At 65.8% G+C, this 18,968-nt stretch carries 22 protein-coding genes and 5 pseudogenes; 14 read left to right on the top strand and 13 right to left on the bottom strand.

Annotation, left to right across the window (positions count from 1 at the left end; genetic code table 11):
* Position 1: 1 nt before the first annotated feature.
* Positions 2-1,057: a trypsin-like peptidase domain-containing protein gene (locus QZ408_RS11210; protein ID WP_292491609.1), complete on the bottom strand. Its 1,056-nt coding sequence runs from the start codon at positions 1,055-1,057 to the stop codon at positions 2-4.
* Positions 1,058-2,105: 1,048 nt separating this feature from the next.
* Here QZ408_RS11210 and QZ408_RS11205 point away from each other — a divergent pair.
* The 3 genes and pseudogenes from QZ408_RS11205 to QZ408_RS14930 form a co-directional block, all read left to right on the top strand.
* Entirely contained in the window at positions 2,106-2,804 is a 699-nt protein-coding gene (locus tag QZ408_RS11205) for an alpha/beta hydrolase (protein ID WP_292491607.1), read from the top strand.
* Positions 2,805-2,831: 27 nt separating this feature from the next.
* Entirely contained in the window at positions 2,832-4,028 is a 1,197-nt protein-coding gene (locus tag QZ408_RS11200) for a D-arabinono-1,4-lactone oxidase (protein ID WP_292491605.1), read from the top strand.
* Positions 3,932-4,351, top strand: a pseudogene (locus tag QZ408_RS14930) (sensory rhodopsin transducer); the annotation flags it as partial. The gene QZ408_RS11200 and the pseudogene QZ408_RS14930, both read left to right, overlap by 97 nt.
* A gap of 61 nt (positions 4,352-4,412) precedes the next feature.
* Here QZ408_RS14930 and QZ408_RS11195 read toward each other — a convergent pair.
* The 4 genes from QZ408_RS11195 to QZ408_RS11180 form a co-directional block, all read right to left on the bottom strand.
* Positions 4,413-5,117, bottom strand: a complete 705-nt coding sequence (locus QZ408_RS11195) for a glycerophosphodiester phosphodiesterase family protein (protein WP_292491604.1) — start codon at positions 5,115-5,117, stop codon at positions 4,413-4,415.
* Positions 5,118-5,873: 756 nt separating this feature from the next.
* Positions 5,874-5,987: a DUF2795 domain-containing protein gene (locus QZ408_RS11190; protein WP_292491603.1), complete on the bottom strand. Its 114-nt coding sequence runs from the start codon at positions 5,985-5,987 to the stop codon at positions 5,874-5,876.
* Between the two features lie 203 nt (positions 5,988-6,190).
* Positions 6,191-6,445 carry a DUF2795 domain-containing protein gene (locus QZ408_RS11185; RefSeq protein WP_292491601.1) on the bottom strand — a complete coding sequence of 85 codons (255 nt, stop codon included), beginning with the start codon at positions 6,443-6,445 and terminating at the stop codon, positions 6,191-6,193.
* Positions 6,446-6,680: 235 nt separating this feature from the next.
* A complete protein-coding gene (locus tag QZ408_RS11180) occupies positions 6,681-6,986 on the bottom strand; it encodes an ABC transporter permease subunit (RefSeq protein WP_292491599.1) in 306 nt (101 codons plus the stop codon).
* Positions 6,987-7,219: 233 nt separating this feature from the next.
* Here QZ408_RS11180 and QZ408_RS11175 point away from each other — a divergent pair, with 233 nt between their 5' ends.
* Entirely contained in the window at positions 7,220-8,140 is a 921-nt protein-coding gene (locus QZ408_RS11175; RefSeq protein WP_292491598.1) for an aldolase, read from the top strand.
* Positions 8,137-9,170 (top strand): annotated as a pseudogene (locus tag QZ408_RS11170) (ATP-dependent 6-phosphofructokinase). The gene QZ408_RS11175 and the pseudogene QZ408_RS11170 overlap by 4 nt, the downstream one beginning before the upstream one ends.
* On the opposite strand, the gene QZ408_RS11160 reads toward QZ408_RS11170, so the two are convergent.
* The 3 genes from QZ408_RS11160 to QZ408_RS11150 all read right to left on the bottom strand — a co-directional run bounded on the left by QZ408_RS11160 (position 9,115) and on the right by QZ408_RS11150 (position 10,839).
* Positions 9,115-9,516 carry a DUF5518 domain-containing protein gene (locus tag QZ408_RS11160; protein WP_292491595.1) on the bottom strand — a complete coding sequence of 134 codons (402 nt, stop codon included), beginning with the start codon at positions 9,514-9,516 and terminating at the stop codon, positions 9,115-9,117. The pseudogene QZ408_RS11170 and the gene QZ408_RS11160 sit on opposite strands and share 56 nt — an antisense overlap.
* On the bottom strand, positions 9,408-9,953 hold the full coding sequence (locus QZ408_RS11155) for a hypothetical protein (protein ID WP_292491594.1): 546 nt from the start codon (positions 9,951-9,953) through the stop codon (positions 9,408-9,410). The genes QZ408_RS11160 and QZ408_RS11155 overlap by 109 nt, the downstream gene beginning before the upstream one ends.
* A 142-nt stretch (positions 9,954-10,095) precedes the next feature.
* Positions 10,096-10,839, bottom strand: a complete 744-nt coding sequence (locus QZ408_RS11150; RefSeq protein WP_292491593.1) for a hypothetical protein — start codon at positions 10,837-10,839, stop codon at positions 10,096-10,098.
* 206 nt (positions 10,840-11,045) lie between these two features.
* Here QZ408_RS11150 and QZ408_RS11145 point away from each other — a divergent pair, with 206 nt between their 5' ends.
* From QZ408_RS11145 to QZ408_RS11120, 5 genes and pseudogenes are all read left to right on the top strand, one after another.
* Positions 11,046-12,020: an ABC transporter ATP-binding protein gene (locus QZ408_RS11145; protein WP_292491591.1), complete on the top strand. Its 975-nt coding sequence runs from the start codon at positions 11,046-11,048 to the stop codon at positions 12,018-12,020.
* Positions 12,017-12,358: an ATP-binding cassette domain-containing protein gene (locus QZ408_RS11140; RefSeq protein WP_292491590.1), complete on the top strand. Its 342-nt coding sequence runs from the start codon at positions 12,017-12,019 to the stop codon at positions 12,356-12,358. The genes QZ408_RS11145 and QZ408_RS11140 overlap by 4 nt, the downstream gene beginning before the upstream one ends.
* Positions 12,355-12,921 (top strand): ATP-binding cassette domain-containing protein, encoded by a 567-nt coding sequence (locus QZ408_RS11135; protein WP_292491588.1) that lies wholly within the window; start codon positions 12,355-12,357, stop codon positions 12,919-12,921. Before QZ408_RS11140 ends, QZ408_RS11135 begins: the two co-directional genes overlap by 4 nt.
* Positions 12,911-13,246 (top strand): annotated as a pseudogene (locus QZ408_RS11130) (DUF5714 domain-containing protein); the annotation flags it as partial. The gene QZ408_RS11135 and the pseudogene QZ408_RS11130, both read left to right, overlap by 11 nt.
* Before the next feature lie 31 nt (positions 13,247-13,277).
* A pseudogene (locus QZ408_RS11120) lies at positions 13,278-13,621 on the top strand (DUF5714 domain-containing protein).
* Here QZ408_RS11120 and QZ408_RS11115 read toward each other — a convergent pair.
* On the bottom strand, positions 13,606-13,797 hold the full coding sequence (locus tag QZ408_RS11115) for a hypothetical protein (RefSeq protein ID WP_292491587.1): 192 nt from the start codon (positions 13,795-13,797) through the stop codon (positions 13,606-13,608). The pseudogene QZ408_RS11120 and the gene QZ408_RS11115 sit on opposite strands and share 16 nt — an antisense overlap.
* A 110-nt stretch (positions 13,798-13,907) precedes the next feature.
* Between QZ408_RS11115 and QZ408_RS11110 the strand changes: the two genes are divergently transcribed.
* On the top strand, positions 13,908-14,492 hold the full coding sequence (locus tag QZ408_RS11110) for a metal-dependent hydrolase (RefSeq protein ID WP_292491585.1): 585 nt from the start codon (positions 13,908-13,910) through the stop codon (positions 14,490-14,492).
* 103 nt (positions 14,493-14,595) lie between these two features.
* Here QZ408_RS11110 and QZ408_RS11105 read toward each other — a convergent pair whose 3' ends face one another.
* A complete protein-coding gene (locus QZ408_RS11105) occupies positions 14,596-14,784 on the bottom strand; it encodes a hypothetical protein (RefSeq protein WP_292491584.1) in 189 nt (62 codons plus the stop codon).
* Positions 14,756-15,121 (bottom strand): hypothetical protein, encoded by a 366-nt coding sequence (locus QZ408_RS11100; protein WP_292491791.1) that lies wholly within the window; start codon positions 15,119-15,121, stop codon positions 14,756-14,758. Before QZ408_RS11100 ends, QZ408_RS11105 begins: the two co-directional genes overlap by 29 nt.
* Here QZ408_RS11100 and QZ408_RS11095 point away from each other — a divergent pair.
* Positions 15,033-15,389 carry a hypothetical protein gene (locus tag QZ408_RS11095; RefSeq protein ID WP_292491797.1) on the top strand — a complete coding sequence of 119 codons (357 nt, stop codon included), beginning with the start codon at positions 15,033-15,035 and terminating at the stop codon, positions 15,387-15,389. The genes QZ408_RS11100 and QZ408_RS11095 overlap by 89 nt on opposite strands.
* A 72-nt stretch (positions 15,390-15,461) precedes the next feature.
* Here QZ408_RS11095 and QZ408_RS11090 read toward each other — a convergent pair whose 3' ends face one another.
* Positions 15,462-15,710 carry an archaellin/type IV pilin N-terminal domain-containing protein gene (locus QZ408_RS11090; protein WP_292491583.1) on the bottom strand — a complete coding sequence of 83 codons (249 nt, stop codon included), beginning with the start codon at positions 15,708-15,710 and terminating at the stop codon, positions 15,462-15,464.
* A 332-nt stretch (positions 15,711-16,042) separates the two neighbouring features.
* Here QZ408_RS11090 and QZ408_RS11085 point away from each other — a divergent pair, with 332 nt between their 5' ends.
* Entirely contained in the window at positions 16,043-16,750 is a 708-nt protein-coding gene (locus QZ408_RS11085; RefSeq protein ID WP_292491581.1) for a DUF1616 domain-containing protein, read from the top strand.
* A 147-nt stretch (positions 16,751-16,897) separates the two neighbouring features.
* The gene (locus QZ408_RS11080; protein ID WP_292491580.1) at positions 16,898-17,413 is read left to right on the top strand and encodes a hypothetical protein; all 516 of its coding nucleotides are present in this window, start codon (positions 16,898-16,900) and stop codon (positions 17,411-17,413) included.
* A gap of 314 nt (positions 17,414-17,727) precedes the next feature.
* On the opposite strand, the pseudogene QZ408_RS11075 reads toward QZ408_RS11080, so the two are convergent.
* A pseudogene (locus QZ408_RS11075) lies at positions 17,728-18,967 on the bottom strand (Coenzyme F420 hydrogenase/dehydrogenase, beta subunit C-terminal domain).
* Position 18,968 lies beyond the last annotated feature (1 nt).

Here is an 18,968-nt window from a genome sequence, read left to right as displayed (position 1 = left end):
CTCACCCGGTGACGGGGCACGCGACGGCCTCGACCGGGATGATCGGGAGCCTGATCCGCTGCCGTCCCCGGATGAGCGTCAGGGTTGCCGGTTCCGCGATGGGCCAGGTGGCGAGGAACCGGTGCAGGTCATCCACGCACCCCACGGTGGTCTCGTTGATCGCTATGATCAGGTCGCCCGACCGGAGCCCGGCCCTGCCGGCGGGGCTTGTCCGCGAGACCGAGACGACCTCGACCGCCTGGCTCCCGGTAAGCCCGAGCGCGAGGACGAGCGATCGTTCCAGCGGCCGCGACTGGCCGGCAATCCCGAGGTAGCCGCGTCGCACCCTGCCGTCGGCGACGAGCTGCGGGAGGACCCAGGCGGCGGTGTTTGAGGGGATCGAGAAACAGATGCTCTGGGCCATGGGGATGATGGCAGTGTTGATCCCGATGACCCGGCCGCGCGAGTCCACCAGCGGGCCGCCGGAGTTGCCGGGGTTCAGGGGCGCGGTGTGCTGGATGACGTTCTCGATCAGGCGGCCGTCCCGGCTCCGGAGCGCCCGCCCAAGAGCGCTCAGGACCCCCGTCGAGACGGTCGAGTCGAATCCGAGCGGGTTGCCGATGGCTATCGCGAGCTGGCCGACCGAGAGCGCCCCGGAGTCGCCGAACGGCGCACAGGGAAGACCCCCGGCATCGGCACGGAGGACGGCGAGGTCGGTCGCCGGGTCAGCCCCGGCCAGGCGTGCGGAAAGAGCGGTCCCGTCCGCCATACGGACCTCGATCCTGCCCGCCCCCTGCACCACGTGGTTGTTGGTCACGATGTAGCCGTCCGGTGCCACGATCACGCCGGAGCCTGCTCCGATCTGCTCGCCCCTCCGGCCCTGGAAGTTCTTCCCCACGACCACGCTCACGACTGCGGGCCCCACGGACTCAACGACCCGGATGACGGCCCGGGAATAAGCGTCAAGGAGGTCGGCGTCGGACTCCCCGGTATCGGGGGATGCAGCGGGTCCGATCGTAACGGGTGCCGGAGATGATCCGCCAACCGGCTGGAAGAGTTTGTACTCTATTTTATCCATTACAGATTATAATTTGTAACCAATAGTAATGTACTTTCTGCACCGGGATTTGAGGTATCTCTACACGCGGCGTGCGGCACCGTCCCTTTCTCCGGCGCGCGAGAACCTTCGCTCTGCCCGCTCTTCGCAGGAGGATACCCATACGTTCTTCTCCGGCAACTTCTACAGGCAAGTTACTCATACGTTCTTCTCCGGCAACCTCTACAGGCAAGTTACTCATACGTTCTTCTCCGGCAACTTCTACAGGCAAGTTACTCATACGTTCTTCTCCGGCACTCCCCACCCACCCGGCCTTCGGCCTCCTCCCCGCCCCTCCCGGGGCGGGGCAGTGGTGATATCCAGTGGGCAGCCGTGCCCGGTTCTTCCCGGGATCTCCCGGAAAGTGGACCGTGGGGATATCGCCACGGGGAGGGACCGGGGGAGGGAAGACCCCCATAGGCGTTAACTTACCCGCTGAGTGTAATAAATTCTCGTTGCTACCGTCAAGTACCAGGCAATCGGCTGGTTCTCATCTATGCTCTAAGGCAGTCCTTTTCCAATGAGATTCCCGTTATCGATAGCGTTTTCAGGGTAGGAAGATCATTGCCGCACACCACCGGAGTCGTATGGCCAATATCCCCCCAAATAGACTCCATTTTACGGAATAAGGCATTATACTCTCGAATCCTTATGGCTAAAGTTAGCGCATATGGGGAATACCCCCTCCCCGCCGGTGGGAACTCATACGTTCCTCTCCGGCACTCCCCACCCCGCCCTGCCTTCGGCCTCCTCCCCTTCCTGGGGGGGCGGGGACAGTGCTTGCGATGTCCGGTGGGAAGCCGTATCCGGGCGCGGCGTTGGCGCCGGTTTTCGGGGGGACCTGGGGGATAGCCCGAGTCGGTCCTTCCCGGGATCTCCCTCCGCACAAGATACTCGGCTCCGGCATCCCCACCCTGCCCGCCCGGGTTCCCGCATGCAAAGATGCGAAGACGCGGCACGGGATCTGCAGAGATTAGACCACATGGGGCAGTAGCCGCAAAGGACAAATAGCACCATATCCACTCTCCTCATGCTTGGGACGGCTGCAATTGAGGTGGAGGCTGCGCGGGTTGAGGTACGCCCCGCGAACGTGAGAAGGGTCCCGCAGGCCGGCGAGGCCTACGATCTTGTGGAGATCGAGACCGACCGGGGAACGACCACCTGCCGCTACTACGAGGCGGAGGGGGCACGTGCCGGTGTCGTCATGGTGGGGGGTACCGGCGGCGGGTTTGACACCCCGGCACGGGGGCTCTATCCGCGCCTGGCAGAGGACCTCCCGAACCACAGGATCAGCGCACTCCGGGTGCGGTACCGGCACCCGGCCGACCTCGTGGAGTCGGTCGTCGACACGGTCCTTGGTATGCGCTACCTGGAGAGCCGGGGCGTCCCGGCCATCGGGCTCGTCGGGCACTCCCTCGGGGGAGCGGTGGTGATCCAGGCGGCGGCAGGCGATCCCCTGGTCCGGGTCGTCGTCGCGCTCTCGACCCGTGCGGCCGGGACCGAACCGGTCGCCCGCCTCGCGGGACGTGCGGCGGTCCTCCTGATCCACGGGGATGCCGACACGGTCATCTCTCCCCGGTCTTCAGAGGAGGTCTACCGGCGCGCCCGTGAGCCCAAACGGCTGGTCATCTACGAGGGGGCGGGCCACACCCTCGATGAGGCGGCGGAGAGCCTCGCTGTCGAGGTGAAGGCGTGGCTCCTCAAGCACCTGCCCGGGACGCTCGTCTGACCCGCCCGGGGCCCGGAGACGGCGTTCATGGGTGATACGTGGGAGAACTGGTCGGGGAGCCTGCGCTTTTCGCCGGAGCGGATAGAACGGCCGGAGAATGAGGACGCGCTCCGCGCTCTCGTACGCCGGGCGGCGGAAGGAAAGAGGACGATCCGCCCCGCCGGGACCGGCCACTCGTCGTCGCCCCTCGTCGCGACCCGCGATACGCTCGTCTCGCTTGACGCCTTCCGGGGCATCGAGTCGTACAACCCTGCAAAGCGTGAAGCGACCATCCGGGCCGGCACGACGCTCGGAGAGGCCGGGGATCTCCTCCTCGGTCTCGGGCTCGCCATGCCGAACCTCGGTGACGTCGACGTCCAGAGCGTCGCAGGCGCCCTGGCGACGGGCACGCACGGCAACGGAAAGCGCCTGCCGGTCCTCTCCGCCATGATCGCCGGCGGGCGGATGGTCACGGCATCCGGCGAGATAACGGAGTTCTCTCTTGAGGAGGACCCGGACCTCACCCGGGCGGCACAGGTCTCGCTCGGGGCGCTCGGCATCTGCACGGCCCTGACGCTCCGCCTGCTCCCGGCATACCGGCTCCACCGCCGGGAGTGGTGCACCACCGCCGACCGCTGCCTCGCCCACCTCGACGACCTCGTCGAGAGGCACCGGAACTTCGATTTTTACTGGTATCCCCGGAGCGACCGGGTGAAACTCAGGACGATGGATCCTCCCGGGGGTGCGCCGGAGAGCATACCGTGTGCCCGCCTCGTCGAGGAGAGGACCGGGTGGAGCAGCGAGGTCATCGCGAAAGTTCGCACGCTCCGGTTCGACGAGATGGAGTATGCCGTCCCGGCGGAGGCGGGGCCTGAATGCTTCGAAGCGATCCGCCGGCGCATCAGGGAGCGCCACCGGAAACACGTGGCCTGGAGGGTCCTCTACCGAACCGTCGCGCCGGACGACGCTTACCTGAGCACCGCACACGGCCGCGCGACCGTCACGATCTCGCTCCACCAGAACGCGACACTGCCTTTCTGGGGTTTCTTCCACGATATCGAGCCGATATTCCAGGAGTACGGGGGGCGGCCGCACTGGGCGAAGAAACACACGATGACGGCCGACGACCTTGAGCCGCTCTATCCCCGGTGGGACCGGTTCCTCGCCGTCCGCCGCCGGATGGACCCGGACGGCCTCTTCCTCAACCCCTACCTGCAAAGGCTGCTCGGGGAGGAGGGGGCGTGAGGCCGGTAGGCAGGACGGTCTGGGCGATCCCCGGCGGGCACATCCCCCTCCGGACGACCGGCCCGGAACCGGAAGAGACCAGCAGCGACACGGTCTGCCTGCTCAACGCCGGGGACCGGGACGCAAAGGTCGAGATCACGGTCTACTACGAAGACCGGGAGCCCGTCGGCCCTTACCGCCTCGCGGTGCCGGCCCGACGGACCCGGCAGATCCGCTTCAACGACCTGATCGACCCGGAGCCCCTCCCGCTGGATACCGATTTTGCCGGCGTCATCATCTCGGATGTCCCGATCGTCGTGCTCTTTGCGAGGAAGGACACCAGCCGGGCCGAAATGCGATCGCAACCACGCTCGCGTTCCCGGGCGACTGACCCAAACCGGAAGATCACCTCGCCGGAGCCGGGCGCTCGACACCCCTGCTCTCCAGGTACCTCCGTGCGGCGCAGGGATCGTCGGTCGCGAAGCCGTCGACGCCGAGCCGGACTGCTTCTTCAAGATCGTCCTCTGTATTCAGCGTCCAGGGAACGACGAGCAGCCCGGCGTCGTGCGCCTGCTCCACCATCTCACGCGAGAGGCGGTCCCGTCGCGGGAGGATGAGGTCGGCCTGCGCCGGGCGGGCAAATTCGGCGGGGTCGCCGATCTCCGCCGAGGAGATGAGGCCCGCCTGCATGCCGGGGAGGAGCCGTTTTGCCATCGCGACACTCTCCGGGTTGAATGAGACCAGAATGAGCCGTTGCGGCATCCGGTCTATGAGCGCCGAGACGACGATCGCCTCGGTCCCGGGCTCCTTGATCTCCACGACAAGCCCCGCCCGCCCGTGGACAAGGTCGAGGACCTCGCGGAGCGTCGGGATCGTCTCACCCTCGCCCGCGTCCAGCCTCGCCAGGTCCTCGATGGTGTAGCCTTTGACCGGCCCGGTCCCGTCCGTCGTCCGGTCGACGGTTGCGTCGTGTATTGCGACGGGGATCCCGTCTTTCGTGAGGCGGACGTCGATCTCGACGAGATCAGCGCACGCCATACCTCTCCGCAGGGCAAGGAGGGTGTTCTCCGGTGCGAGAGCCCGGGCGCCGCGGTGTCCGATGATGAGCATGCCGCGCCATCTACCCGGTGACCAGATATAGGTGGCGGAGGCAGGTGTCCGGGCTGATCCCCCGGGCTCTCGCGGTCACCTGGTCCTCCCAAACTCCTGGCTCACGTCTGCGGCCAGCCGGTACGACTCCTCCCCGAACAGTAACTTCGCTCGTTTGGCACCCCGGCAACGATGCGGTCCCGCGCGACGCCTTACCACGAAGTTGGCAGCACCCGGGCACCGGGCTTCGCGAACTTCCGCGGCAACGCATGAACTGGTGCATCGATTCCAAACGAACAGACCATATCTGGCCTTCGTCCTATCCCCGCCCGCGCCCGGGGGCGAGGGCAGTCATGGCGATATCCGGGGAAAAGCCGTGCCCGGGGAGCGGTCTTCGCGCTGGTTTCCCGGGGGAGATGAGTGCGAGCCCGGACCCGGTTCTCCTCCAGGATCTCTCCATGAAGTGGACCGTGGTGGCTATCGCCACGGGGGTGGGGACCGGGAGGGGTCTCTCCTCCCGCAAGCGGGACCGTCATGCGTTCCTCCTCAAAGTCCCCAGAGGGAGCAGTACGTGGGGATACCCGGGACAAGCCATATCCCGGGATGCAAACCCCCGGATGGTTTGAGAGAAAGATCGATAACTCTCCCTCCGTTGAGATTGCTGGTAACTGAGAATCGTTGCACTGGTGGATGGGGATAGCGAGAGAGAGCCTCTCGCGTTGAGCCGCGTTGCCGCGAAGGGAGAGTCAGCAGTTTGACTTCCGGCGGAGGGCTTTCTCAGAACGTTAGCGAAGTGCTGTCGAACTTGCCGGGCGCCTCGAACACGGAATCCGGTGCACGGTTCTTGCAGGCGCGATCGATCAGGTCCTGCACTCCGGCAGGGTAATCCATGCCCCCGAGGTGCTCCCGGGGCGCACCGACGCCCGGTTGACCCTCGGCGTGGAACGCCGTCCGGCATCAACGATCACCTCTGTGTCATGCACCCATATACCGGGTGCATGCCCCTGCAGGAGTACCGCCCGGCTGAATGGCTTCGGTCGGCCGGAAGTGAGGACCGACAGGTACCGGAAGACGGCACCTGCGGACAGAAAAGCTTACTTCTGCACGATCTTCTTAAACTCGGACTTCACATCTTCCGGGTCTTTGTACTGCCTGTCTTCGAACTGGTTTATCGCGTCGAGGACGATCTGGGGGGCCTCGCTCTCCTTTGCCCGGGTGATCAGGTCGTTCTTCGATGCGGGGAAATTCATTCCCGAGGTGCTCACCTCGATGATCTGCGGGTCGAGTTCCTGTATGGTCCCGGCAACGCCTGACATCCCGCCCGTGGCGGATTCCTTCATACCTTTCATCTCTCTCACCATCGTGTCTGCGCCCCCTTCCGGGAGGCGACCCACGATGGGTAAGATGCAATAAATACCTATCGCCCGTACGGTGACGGGAGGATTACCCTATATCAACCGGATACAGCCCGATCAGCGGCAGCTGGAAGTGATCCGGGAGGCTCGCGGCCGGCCCGAGCCTCCCGGGGGTGATCGCCTGCCCGGGAGATACGCCAAAAGATTGTGCACCAGGGACGGCACGGCTTTAAAACAGGGTAAACTGGTATGCCGCCCCCCGGAGGCCCAGCACGACCGCTCCGACGACGGACGCCGAAAGATCGCCGAGCCCGAGCCCGGGGAATATGCCGAACCAGAAGAGGAAGAGGAGGACGAGGATGGGGAGACCCCGGAAGAACCAGACGTAGACCCCGACGAGAGACCGCACCGGGCGGGAACCGTAGACCTGGCCGATCGCCATGGGCAGCCCGAGGAGGAATCCGAGGCCGAGGGTAACGGCAACGCCGGAGAGAAGATACGGGAACCAGTCGATGAAGATTGGCAGAACATCCATTTGGCTATCCCTGAGTCGCTATGCGGCGCTGCGTTCAGCCGGAAAGACAGCGCCGGGAATTGCCACTCAACCGTAGAAGGCGTCCGATGGCGACGGTACGCTTCCCGGGGGAGGATCCGCCTCCCCGGGAAGCGGCTCACCTCGCCCGGACGCCCCGGTGCCCCGGAGATCCGGCCCGTCCCACCCCGTGACCGAAGCAACGTTTAAGTATGTGGGGACTGGGAGGAAGGGGTATGCCACCTGCACGCGATATCAGGGTTCCTCTCGATGTGCCTCCCGGGGAGCAGGAGAGGTACCGGGAGAACTACCAAACGATCACGCACGGCACCGGGAGGCTGATGCTCTTTGCCGGGGACCAGAAGATCGAGCACCTCAACGACGACTTCTTCGGGGCCGGCATCCATCCCGAGGACGCCGACCCCGAACATCTCTTCCGGATCGCGAGCCGGGCGAGGATCGGGGTCTTTGCGACGCAACTCGGGTTGATCGCGCGATATGGCGGGGATTACCGGGACGTGCCCTACCTCGTCAAACTCAACTCGAAGACCAACCTGGTCGGGACCTCCCAGCGGGACCCGCTGAGCTCGGAGCTCCACCACGTCCGGCAGGCCGTCGACCTCCGGGACCGGACAGGGCTTTCAATCCTCGGCGTCGGTTACACGGTCTACCTCGGGAGCGAGTATGAGCCGATGATGCTCTACCAGGCTGCCCAGATCGTCAACCACGCGCACGCAAACGGGCTTGTCACCGTGTTCTGGATGTACCCCCGCGGGAAAGCAGTCAAGGACGAGCGCGACCCGCACCTGGTCGCGGGGGCGGCGGGGGTTGCAGCGGCTCTCGGGAGCGATTTCGCGAAGGTGAACCCACCGAAAGTTGGCGGGCCGCCCGACGCCGCGCTCCTCCGGGAGGCGGTGGCGGCGGCCGGCAGGACGGGCGTCGTCTGTGCAGGCGGGTCGCAGGCCAGCGTGCCGGAGTTCCTGCAGCAGCTCCACGACCAGATCCACATCGGCGGCACGGTCGGGAACGCGACCGGGAGGAACATCCACCAGCGGTCGCTCGACGAGGCGGTCCGGTTCTGCAACGCCATATCGGCGATCACCCTCGACGATGCGGGTGTGGACGAGGCGATGAGGATCTACGGAGGAGGAACATGACGACGGTCGGTGTACTGACGGGCGGAGGAGATTGCCCGGGCCTGAACGCGGTGATCCGGGCGGTCGTGCGGACGGGGGCTAAGCACGGGTTCGACACGATCGGGATCCGGGACGGATGGCTCGGGCTGGTCGCCGGAAACGTCGAGCCGCTCACCGACTACTCGGTGACGGGGATCCTCCCGAAGGGGGGGACGATCCTCGGGACGTCGCGGACGAACCCCTTCAAGAACGAGGCCGACGTGCAACGGCTGCGGGACAACATCAGGAGGTTCGGGATCGATGCGCTGGTTGCAATCGGCGGCGAGGATACCCTCGGCGTCGCAAACAGGCTCTCGAAGATGGGCATCCCGGTGGTGGGGGTCCCAAAGACCATCGACAACGACGTCGCCGCGACCGATTACACCTTCGGGTTCGATACCGCCGTCTCGATCGTCACCGAGGCGATCGATCGCCTCCACACGACGGCGGAGTCGCACCACCGGGTCATGGTGGTGGAGGTGATGGGCCGGCATGCCGGGTGGATCGCGACCGTGGCCGGGATCGCGGGCGGGGCCGACCAGATCCTCATCCCGGAGGTCCCGTTCGACCTTGACGAGGTCGCCGGGCACCTCCTGGCGCGCTACGAGCGGGGAAGAAGTTCAGCATCGTCGTGGTCGCTGAAGGAGCCCAGCCGAAGGAACGGGAAGAAGCGATCACGCAGTCGGCCCGGATGGATGAGTTCGGCCACGTGACGCTCGGCGGCATCGGGACGTTCCTGCGCGACGAACTTGAGAACCGGCTCGGCATGGAGGCGCGGGTGACGGTGCTCGGCCACGTCCAGCGGGGAGGGTCGCCGACGGCGCACGACCGGGTGCTCGCGACCAGGTTCGGGGTGGCGGCGGCGGATCTTATCAGGGAGAAGGACTTCGGGAAGATGGTCGCGCTCCGGGGCAACGATATCGTCGCGGTCCCGCTCGAGGAGGCAGTGGCAAACCTCAAGACCGTGGATATGGACCTCTACAACATCGCAAGCATATTCTACGGGGGGTGATGGGGCCTCTCGTTAGAACCCCGCCCACATCATCAGCCTCCTCCACCCCAAAACTCTGCCGCACAACCGCCCCGGCAACCCCGGCGGCGGTCCCAAAGAGGGTGAAGAAGTATACCAGGGCGATCGCGACCATCCCCTCGAACGTGTCGGCGAACCCGAAATCGTGCAACGCGGTCCAGAGCAGCGGGATGAAGAAGAGGGGGCCGGCCCCGAAGAGTGCCGCGACAAAACCGGCTTTTAGACCATCTTTTGGCCTGCCCCCGGAGGCATACCCCGCGATGAATCCGCCGGCAAGCGGAGCGGCCACGACCGACAACAGACCGAGGAGACCGGATACGAGGGCCAAACCGACGATGACGACCGTGCCGACGGCGATCCCGTGCCACCCGTCCCGCTCGCCCGCCCCGGCGGCATCGTCTCTCGGGGAGCGCTACGCATCGCTCTTCCCGCTGCCCCGCCGATGGCGTTGTAGGGGAGGAGGAGCCCCGTGAAGATCAGGGCGTAGAACGCAAAGGTTGACAGGAACGAAGGGTCTCTCGCCGCCAGGCTCGTGAAAGTCGCCGCGATCAGCGCCACGAGCACCCCGCAGACGGCACCGGCAACGGCCCCGTCCCTGGCCCTTCCCCGGGTGAAGAGACCGGCGATGAAACCCCCGCAAAAGAGGAGCGCCACCGTCATCACCGGGTCCGGGAGGAGATCCGACCGGCCGAGAAGAAAGACACCGCCGCCTGCCAGCGCTCCGGCAATCACCCCGGAAAAGCGGCCAGCGGCGAATGAAACCATGGAAGACTCTCACCGCACCGCACGATAGCCTTTCCGATTCGTCCCCGGCGGGCGTAGGCTTATGGGGGTGGTGCAGTGGCAAACCTCAAGACGGTGGAATGGATTCTATATACGGGGGGTGAAAGGAGCCTCCCCTCAATCCTCAGGCCCTCTCAAGTTCCTGCTCCTCGCTCTTTCCCAAACCCCGTCCGGATAACTGCTCCGGCAACCCCGGCAGCGGTCCCGAGGGGTATGAAGGTATACCCCAGGGCGACCGCTGCAATTCCTGCAAGCCCGGCGGCGAACCCCGTGCCGTGGGATGCCGTCCAGAGGAGCAGGAGCGAGAAGAGGCCGGTCCCGAAGAGCGCCGCGACAAGCCCTGCCTCAAAGCCGTCCCCCGGTTTGTTCCCGGAAAAAACCCCGCGATGAACCCGCCGACGAGTGGAGCAGCCACGACGAGCGGGCCGAGGAAGGCAAGGAGGAGGACCGATGCGGCGATGACGGCCGTGCCGATACCGATGCCGAACCACTTCCCCCGCTCGCCAACCCCGGCGGGGCCGCGTCTCCGGATACCGTTTCGCACCGCCGTCCCGGCTGCCCCGCCGACGGCGTTGTAGGGGAGGAGGAGCGCCGTGAGGACCAGGGTGTAGAAACCAAAGGTCATCCAGAACGGAGGATACTGCGGCCTGCTCTCTACCAGGCTTATTGAGGTCGTCACGGAGGCCACGAACAGGGCCACGAGCACCCCGCATACGGCGCCGGTGACGGCGCCGTCCCGGACCGTCCCCCGGGTGAAGAGGCCGGCGGCGAGGCCCCCGCCAGAGAGGAGCGCCACCGTCATCACCGGGCCCGGGAGGATACCGAACCGGCCGAGAAGGAAGACCGCACCGATCGCCAGCGCACCCACAGCCGCCCCCTTCCACCGATCGGACGGCGGCACGCGATACCATACAGGAAATCTCATCCCCTCATACGTTATCTGTTTTGGTTTGCCCCGGGTATGCCGGAGCCGCAGGTATTATACGGCAGGAAGGCATGGAACTGCAGCGGAGACGCGGCCGGATCCCCGGGTCCGGCCCCAGGCTTACCGCTCCTCAACCGGACCTGCATACAATGAGCATCACAGACTACTGCCGGCGCTCCGTCGCCTTCACGCGGGATATCCTGCGCCAGCCGGCGAAGGCCGGCGGGGACCTCCGGTTCGCCGACCTCGCCTTCTTCCTCCGGTTCGCCCGGCCGATCCGGAGAGCGGGCGTTCTCGCACTCGTGGCGACGGTTCTCGTCTCCGCTGAGAAGACCGTCCTCCCGCTCAGCCTCAAGGTCTTCGTCGACAACATCCTGCTCGGGGGGACCCCGGCGCCCGGCGCCCTTCTTGCCGGGGCCGGCGGGGTTCTTTCGTCGCTCAACACCCTCGTGGTCGCCCTCCTGGTGCTCGGCCTCCTCACCGGCGCGACGGACCTCATCCGGAACTACTGGACCGCCCGGTTCCGGGAAGGCTACGCCTTCAACCTCCAGACCGCCCTCTTTGAACACGTCCTCGGTTTCCCGCTCTCCTACTTCAAATCGCAGCAGACCGGCTACATCATGTCCCGCCTCTCCGACGACGTCCAGATCCTGCAGTACACCGTCTCCCAGTACCTCCCCCAGATCATCGCAAACGCCCTCTACGTCGCCTTCACCCTCGTCATCCTCGGCGCCTTAAACCTCAGGCTGACCCTCGTCGTCCTCGCCTTCATCCCTCTCTACCTGCTGGTCAACGCCGTCTTCGTCCGGAGGATCCGCGCCGCCACCCACCGGGAGCGCGAGCGGCAGGCCTACGTCTCGCGGGACCTCCAGGAGGTGATATCCGGGATCGACACCGTCAAATCGCACGCCGCGGAGGACCGCGAGGTGCACCGGGTCTCCGGGACGCTCCGGAACATGGTTGACGCCCGGATCAGGAACACCATGCTCTCCGCGTTCTCGGAGTACTTCAGGATCGGCACGATGTCGCTGATGCTGATCGCCGTCATCTGGTTCGGCGGGAACGAGGTGCTTGCCGGTGCCATGACCGTGGGGACTTCGTCGCGTTCGCGGTCTACATCATGACGTTTGCGCCCACCGTCAACACCTTCTTCGCCTTCCCGGTGGTGATGCAGCCCGCGCTCACGTCCGCCGCCCGCCTGCGCGAACTCTTTGCGATGCAGGGCGAGCCGGGCGCCCTCCCCGACGCCGGCGGGTTCGTCCCCGATGCCGTGCAGGGCCGCATCGAGTTCTCCGGCGTCTGGTTCGGCTACTCGGAGGATGCCCCGGTTCTCCGGGATGCGCGGTTCGTCGTCCGGCCCGGCGAGGCGGTCGCCGTCGTCGGTCGGACCGGTGCCGGGAAGACGACGCTCATCAACCTGATCCTCCGGGCGTTCGCTCCCCGGAGGCACGATCACGCTTGATTGGCGCGACCTCTCAACGCTTGACCCCCGGTGGCTGCGGCGGCAGATATCGATCGTCTCAGGACCTCTTCCTCTTCCACACCACCATCGAGGAGAACATCCGCTACAGCAGGCCAGACGCCACCATCGAGGAGGTTGTCAAAGCCGCGCAGAAAGCGCAGATCCATGACGATATCCTCCGGCTCCCGGACGGTTACCGGACGGTCGTCGGCGAGCGCGGGACCCGGCTCTCCGTCGGCCAGCGGCAGCGGATCGCCATCGCCCGGGCGTTTTTGAAGGATGCGCCCATCCTCATCCTCGACGAACCCACGTCTGCTCTCGACCTGCAGACCGAGGACCTGATCGGGCAGACGCTCCGGGTCCTGGTCCGGGACCGGACGACCATCCTGATCTCCCACCGCCCCTCGCTCCTGGAGCTCGCCGACCGGGTCCTCGCGATCGAAGACGGGCAGGTGCGGGAGTGCCGGGGGTCCGGGGCCGCGTCTTGCCTTCCCCCGGGCTGCCCGCCTTCCCCGGATCTCTTTATGGGGTGCGGTGACGCACCCCTTCGGCATGGAGCATAGGGCAGGATGCCTCATCTGCGGCCGGGATCTCCTGTACAGCGAGGAGCCCCGCGACCTTGCCTGCGCCGTCTGCGGGGAGGTCCGGAGCACCACGGCGGCCTGCGAAGCCGGGCACTTTGTCTGCGACCGGTGCCACAGCCTTGAGGCGCTCGACCTCATCGAACAGTTCTGCATCGCGACGGAACTCGAGGACCCGCTTGCCGTCGCCTGTATCCTGATGCGTTGCCCGGCGGTCAGGATGCACGGGCCGGAGCACCACTTCCTTGTGCCCGCCGCGCTCATCGCCGCGTACTGCAACCACCGGGGAGCCTGGAAGGAAAGGGCCGCTGCTCCGGCAGGCGCGCGCGAGGGCCGGCATGGTCCCGGGAGGGTTCTGCGGCAGCCACGGCACCTGCGGCGCGGCGATCGGGACGGGCATCTTCGTGAGCCTGATCACCGGGTCGACGCCCTTAAAGAAGCAGGAGTGGTCGCTTGCAAACCAGATGACCGCACGCAGCCTGATGACGATCGCCCGCCACGGGGTCCCCGGTGCTGCAAACGCGACTCGTGGCTTGCGATCCGGACGGCGGTCACCTTCCTTTCGGAGCGGTTCGGCGTAACCCTCCCCGTGCTGGATACCGTGCGGTGCGAGTTTGGCGATATCAACCGCGAGTGCCTGCGGGAGGCGTGCCCCTTCCACGCCGGCTACCCGACCGGGTGACCCGCGGCCCGGAGGGCGGCGACGATGATGCAGTAGCCGGCCACGGTCCCGGCGAGGGTCGCTGCAACGGCAACGAGGCTGTTTCCCCAGTGCATGCGGCTCCACCAGCCCGCCGCGCTGCCGATGAGAAACGAAGCGAAGAGGATGAGGATATCAAGTCTGTCAGGCGTTGCCATATTGTTCTCCTGTCCGGCGATGGGGAAATGTCGGTCTTCCCCGGGCATAGGGTTTGTGGATACGCCCGGACCGCAGGGTTATATGCCGGCCGGCACCGACGTCATGAGGGATGTTCATCGCCTGCCACCTCCTGCTCGGTCTCGTCCTCGGCCTTGCGGTCGCGAGGCGCCCAGGCGACCGGCGGTTCATCGGTTTCTCCGCCCTCGGGGCCGTCCTTCCCGACCTGATCGACAAACCGGTGGGCCACATCCTGCTCGCGGAGTCGCTCAACTCCGGCCGGATATTCGCGCACGGGCTGCTCTTCCTTGCGCTCCTCCTTGTGGCAGGCATCGTTCTCGAACGGCGGCGGGGATCGTTCGCCATCCTTGCCGTCGCGGCCGGTGTACTCTCCCACCAGGTCATCGATGCGATGTGGGCGATCCCCGTCACCTGGTACTTCCCGCTCCTCGGCCCGTACCAGCCCTACGAGTTCACTGACTACTTCGGCAACGCCATACTCGCAGAGGTCTCGTCGCTCTCGGAGTGGATCTTCCTCATCGCGTCGGCCGCGATCGCCCTCGCCGCCTGCCGGGGCGACCGGCCGGACCTTCTCCCGGTCGCCCGAACGCTCGCCCGCGTGGCAGTCCCCTCCTTCTCCTCCTTGCCGTCGCCTCCCTCTACGCCTGGGCGGCCGGTATCCCGGAGAGCATCCTGATGGCCGGGGGCGGACCGGAGGATTACCTGCTGCTTGCGGCGGTGGGAGCCGCCGGGATCGCGGGGATGGTCCGGTACCGGGACTTTCTCTGTGGAGTGATCCGTCAGTCCAGCCGGTTCACCCGCTCGATGCTGCCGGGAACCGTCCTCTCGACCCGGAGCGCCGCCCTCCCGGCCGGTTTGATCTCGATGGCAAACGACCCGTAGGGTCTGCAGTCTACCAGGGATTCCGGCGAGATGTTCAGAACGAACCGTTCTCCTGGCTCAAGGAGGAGATCGGCGTCGCTGTTCACCCGCTCCTGGACGCTCCAGAACCCGGGTTCCGGGAAGACGCCAACCAGGGGAACGTTCGGGGAGACGATCCCGCTGTGTTTTTGGCCGACGAACCGGACGGAGACCGTGGCGATATCGATCGGCTCGCTGCCGGCCGTCAGGCCGATCCGGGACAACGATCGATTCCACGAACCCGGGTGCGGCGCTGATGCCGTAGACGATACCGGCCACCATGCAGCTCGACCCCGCCTGCCCGATACCGTCGTGAATGACCGACTGGCCCCGCTGTGCAGAGGAGAAACCTGCCTGCAGGACGACGAACCCGAAGACGGCGGCAACGACGACGAACGCGAGCAGGACGACCGCCGCCTCAAGCCCGGTGAACCCGGCATCAGAAGAGCTCGATATAGACATTCTCCCCGGCACCGGCAGGAATCGTTCTCGTCAGCGAAGCGGTCTCTCCTCCCGCGGCGGTCACTCCGATGGTGAACGTGTCCCCGCGCCCGATGCCCGTGCTATCCATGGTCAGCCTCACCGTGACGACCTCCCCTGCTTCCAGCATATCGTCGGTGTCCCTGCGATACCGCCAGGTGAGATTTACAGCAGTATCACCGGGGAAACGTGAAGAGCGCCTCCGTCGTGGCGATGGTGCAGGTCATGCTCCTCCATATCGATGGTGGTCGGCCCGGCCGCGGTCTCAAGGATCGAACTCGATGAACCGGAGAAGGCCTCCGTCCAGTTTCGTAATCACCGCATTTCCCGGGCGGAGGGCGGACCCGGCCTCGTCGAGGGCGGCGTGCAGCACCTCCTGGTTCTTCTGCGACGTCGCCATGCCCGCCCCGAGAACGACGTAGGCGAAGACCGATGCAACGACGACGAAGGCGATGAAGATGATGGCCGCCTCAAGGCCCGTGAAAGCCTGCTCATCCCTCTCTTCCCGGGGCATGATGATCGGGGGTTGGTCGCGCCTCGATTAAAAGGTGCTGATATCGCCCGCGGCGGCAGGGCCGCAGGGTTCCGCTCCCGGTGCGGCGCCGCACCGGGAACAAGTGCACCGATTCCGGATGATCGGATTCTGCCTGGCAATCGCCGGTGCCGGGCCCGGATATTCCCCCGTGGCGTTGCCCGGGCACTGCACCATCCCGACCTTCCAAAGAGCGCGAAATCCGGTCGGTAATCTACTGCCCCTGAGGGTTACCGGGTATCGAGAATCGATATGCGAGGCAGGGGGTCTCCACCGGGAACCTATTTATAGTTGGCTTATCATGGGGTAACAGAATGCCCCCTGAAGCCTCCGCAGGTCTTCCCTCCGGTCCCCTGCGCTCCCGCAATCGTCCCGCCCGGGCTGCGCGGCCTCTCGCCCCGGATCGCCCCGCCCTGGTCGCATCCTCTTTGCCGCCGGCGCCATCGGTCGCGATCGCTCAGGCGGCGCCCGGCTGGGGGAGCCGCCGCACGGCGGCAGCCCCAAAAGACCTCTCCGGCGGTTCCGCCCCCCGGATCGAGCGGACCCTGAGCCTCGTCCTCATCGCCGCCGTCCTCGTGGCTCTCGGGGCAACGGTCTTCATCATCGTCGCCCCGGGAGAGGGGGAGAAGTTCACCGAGTTCTACATCCTCGGGCCGACGGGGAAGGCAGCCGACTACCCGACCGAGTTCATGTCCAGGACGCCGCAGACGGTCATCATCGGGATCGGGAACCACGAGTCCCGGGATATCACCTACACGGTGGAGACCTTTGCCGTGGAGAGCAGGTTTGATGACGCGACGAACAGATCGACAGTGGTCTCGGCGACGCTCCTCGACCGGTTCTCCGTCACGGTGCCGGACAACCGGACCGTAGAGCAGCCCTACACCTTCCGGATCATGGATCCGGACGTGAACCGGCTTGAGTTCCTCCTCTTTGCGGAGGCGCCGCCTGAAGAGATACCGGCGGGCAGTCTCATCGGGGCGGGTTACCGCAACCTGCACCTCTGGCTGCGGGTGCATTGACGAAGGGCGGGGAGTTGCCCGGGCGGATGTGCTCCTGCCGGCCGTTTGCGGATCCTCCCCTGTCCGTGAACGGGGCGGGAAGATCAATCATCTCGGGCCACTGCAGGCTTCGGCGACCCACCAAATGTTTATACTCCAGGACGGCGTATGGTTCTTCGAGGTACAAGGATGAAACGCGGAATGCTGGTCGCCTCCCTCCTGATCCTGTCGCTTATGGCAGCCCCGGCCGGGGCATTCAGCGCAGACAATCTCCGGATAACCGTGGAGACGGACGGGAGCGCAGAGGTCACCTTCAACTACACACTCTCGTGGATCGAGAGGATCGCCGTCTTCTTCCGGATCGCCGAACCCGAGCAGGAACTGAGATCCGCGCTCGAGATGGCAACCGGGGCTCCGGTAACGGTGACCTCGGCCAGGAGCGACTCCGCCACGTTCTCGATCCAGGGTTTCGCCAAGGTCAGGAGTACCGATGCCGGCAACGTCTACTCAACGCCGGGACTTGATTTCACCGGGGCGCAGAAGATGCTCGACCGTTACTGGTTTGCGCCGCTGGTCGAGGCCGATTTCTCCCCGGACCTGACGGTGGTCCGGTTCCCGGACGGCCACGAGGAGACCTTCGCGGACCAGAGCGCAATCCCGGCCCTCTCTCACATGGTTCCCTGAGCCGGCCCTTATCTTCTCTCCTTTTTTCATTACCTTACTGCAGGACAGTTACCTGGATTCCGCATTATAGGACCCGGTTTCGCGGTCCAGGGTGCTGGAGCCGGATCTTCCCTGAACCCCCCACCCCGCCCCCACGGGGGGCAGCCATGGCGATACCCGGGGATGAGCCGTGCCCGGAAGTGCCACCGGAAACGCTTGCGAAGGGGAGCTGCTATACCCCTCGACGGGGCGCCATCCACCACGGCCCGCCGCACGGGGCCGGAGAGCCGCGGCTGCCGGGTGCAGCCTGCCCAAAAATAGAGGGGATCTTCCCCTTACTCGAAGATGTTGAAGATCTGGTCGCTGCCGGTGTCGGCGAGGCGCTTCCTCTCCGTCTTCTCCTCGACGAGCGCGAGCACCGGGAGCTCCATGTCCACACCCGGGGTGTGGCCGAACATCTCCTGGAGGTCGACCTGCAGGGCGTGCATGAAGAGCGAGTTCGGGATCTCCATCGCACAGTGCTCTTCGCACTGGCCGCAGTTGATGCACGAGTCGGAGATGTGGGCGTAGCGGATCAGGTGGAACATGAACGGCGGCGGGACCTGACCGGGCTCGACCAGGTAGGACTTCTTCGTGCTGCACTCGACGCAGTAGCAGATCGGGCAGTTCTCGATGCAGGCGTAGCACTTGATGCACCGGGAGGTGTCGTTCATGATCTTCTTTAAGCGGTCCTTCCCTTCGCCGAGGCCCTCGAAGTATCTCTTCCGCCACTTGTCGCCGAGTTTCAGCATCGCGTTCTCGACCTTGCCGCGGATCTCGATGCCCTTCCGGTTCGCGGCGTCGGTCTTGACGGCGCCGGCCTTCACCGCCGCATCGAGGAGGTTTGCGCCCTTCTCGGAGCAGACCTCGACGAACGTGGCCTTCCCGGCCTTATCACCGATGACACCCCAGTTCCCGCAGGCGAGGTCGGCCTGGCGCGGGACCTTCATCTTACACCGGCGGCAGTTCGCCCGGCGGCCGAACCCCTTCTTCTTCGAGTTCGTCCATCGAGATGCCCTTGTGCTGGCCGTCCTTCGTGACGATGATGAACTGGCCCTTGTCGATCTCTTCCTTGACCACATCGTCGGGGTCGACCCCGAACTTCTCGCGGATCATCTTCCGGGCCAGGACCGGGCTGACCGAACCGCCGCAGTTGAGGCCGATCATCAGGATGTTGTCCAGGTTGACCTGGTTGCGCTTTGCAAGCTCGTAGAGCCCCATCGCGTCGCAGCCCTTCACCGGGATGGCGATCCGCATATCTTTCGCGCCGTCCAGGAACTCCTTGACGAGCTTCGAGAGCAGGAGCGTCCCGCAGTGGAGCGACCCGGATGTCTGCGCGATCTCGGCGGGGTCGGTGATGAGGATCGGGACCGCATCGTAGATGTCCTGTCCCTTCTTGACTGCAAGGACGGCGTCCACCATGCCGGTCGAGAGAGCGTGCGTCAGCAGAGCGGTGACCGCTCCACCGCACTCGCCCCTCTCCTGGCAGGCGGCGTCGGCTGCCCATGCGTAGAATGTATCTCCTTTTGCTACCATC

The sequence above is a fragment of the Methanoculleus sp. 10 genome (genome assembly GCF_913757945.1).
Taxonomy (GTDB): Archaea; Halobacteriota; Methanomicrobia; order Methanomicrobiales; family Methanoculleaceae; genus Methanoculleus.
Note: the sequence above shows the minus strand (reverse complement) of the source record. Positions and strands in the feature narration are given on the sequence as shown.

Excerpts from the sequence above, each read along its gene's own strand:
- QZ408_RS11210 (WP_292491609.1), bottom strand. The coding sequence starts at position 1,057 with ATGGATAAAATAGAGTACAAACTCTTCCAGCCGGTTGGCGGATCATCT.
- QZ408_RS11205 (WP_292491607.1), top strand. The coding sequence starts at position 2,106 with ATGCTTGGGACGGCTGCAATTGAGGTGGAGGCTGCGCGGGTTGAGGTA.
- QZ408_RS11200 (WP_292491605.1), top strand. The coding sequence starts at position 2,832 with ATGGGTGATACGTGGGAGAACTGGTCGGGGAGCCTGCGCTTTTCGCCG.
- QZ408_RS11195 (WP_292491604.1), bottom strand. The coding sequence starts at position 5,117 with ATGCTCATCATCGGACACCGCGGCGCCCGGGCTCTCGCACCGGAGAAC.
- QZ408_RS11190 (WP_292491603.1), bottom strand. The coding sequence starts at position 5,987 with ATGGATTACCCTGCCGGAGTGCAGGACCTGATCGATCGCGCCTGCAAG.
- QZ408_RS11185 (WP_292491601.1), bottom strand. The coding sequence starts at position 6,445 with ATGAAAGGTATGAAGGAATCCGCCACGGGCGGGATGTCAGGCGTTGCC.
- QZ408_RS11180 (WP_292491599.1), bottom strand. The coding sequence starts at position 6,986 with ATGGATGTTCTGCCAATCTTCATCGACTGGTTCCCGTATCTTCTCTCC.
- QZ408_RS11175 (WP_292491598.1), top strand. The coding sequence starts at position 7,220 with ATGCCACCTGCACGCGATATCAGGGTTCCTCTCGATGTGCCTCCCGGG.
- QZ408_RS11155 (WP_292491594.1), bottom strand. The coding sequence starts at position 9,953 with ATGGTTTCATTCGCCGCTGGCCGCTTTTCCGGGGTGATTGCCGGAGCG.
- QZ408_RS11145 (WP_292491591.1), top strand. The coding sequence starts at position 11,046 with ATGAGCATCACAGACTACTGCCGGCGCTCCGTCGCCTTCACGCGGGAT.
- QZ408_RS11140 (WP_292491590.1), top strand. The coding sequence starts at position 12,017 with ATGACGTTTGCGCCCACCGTCAACACCTTCTTCGCCTTCCCGGTGGTG.
- QZ408_RS11115 (WP_292491587.1), bottom strand. The coding sequence starts at position 13,797 with ATGGCAACGCCTGACAGACTTGATATCCTCATCCTCTTCGCTTCGTTT.
- QZ408_RS11110 (WP_292491585.1), top strand. The coding sequence starts at position 13,908 with ATGTTCATCGCCTGCCACCTCCTGCTCGGTCTCGTCCTCGGCCTTGCG.
- QZ408_RS11095 (WP_292491797.1), top strand. The coding sequence starts at position 15,033 with ATGACCGACTGGCCCCGCTGTGCAGAGGAGAAACCTGCCTGCAGGACG.
- QZ408_RS11090 (WP_292491583.1), bottom strand. The coding sequence starts at position 15,710 with ATGCCCCGGGAAGAGAGGGATGAGCAGGCTTTCACGGGCCTTGAGGCG.
- QZ408_RS11085 (WP_292491581.1), top strand. The coding sequence starts at position 16,043 with ATGCCCCCTGAAGCCTCCGCAGGTCTTCCCTCCGGTCCCCTGCGCTCC.
- QZ408_RS11080 (WP_292491580.1), top strand. The coding sequence starts at position 16,898 with ATGGTTCTTCGAGGTACAAGGATGAAACGCGGAATGCTGGTCGCCTCC.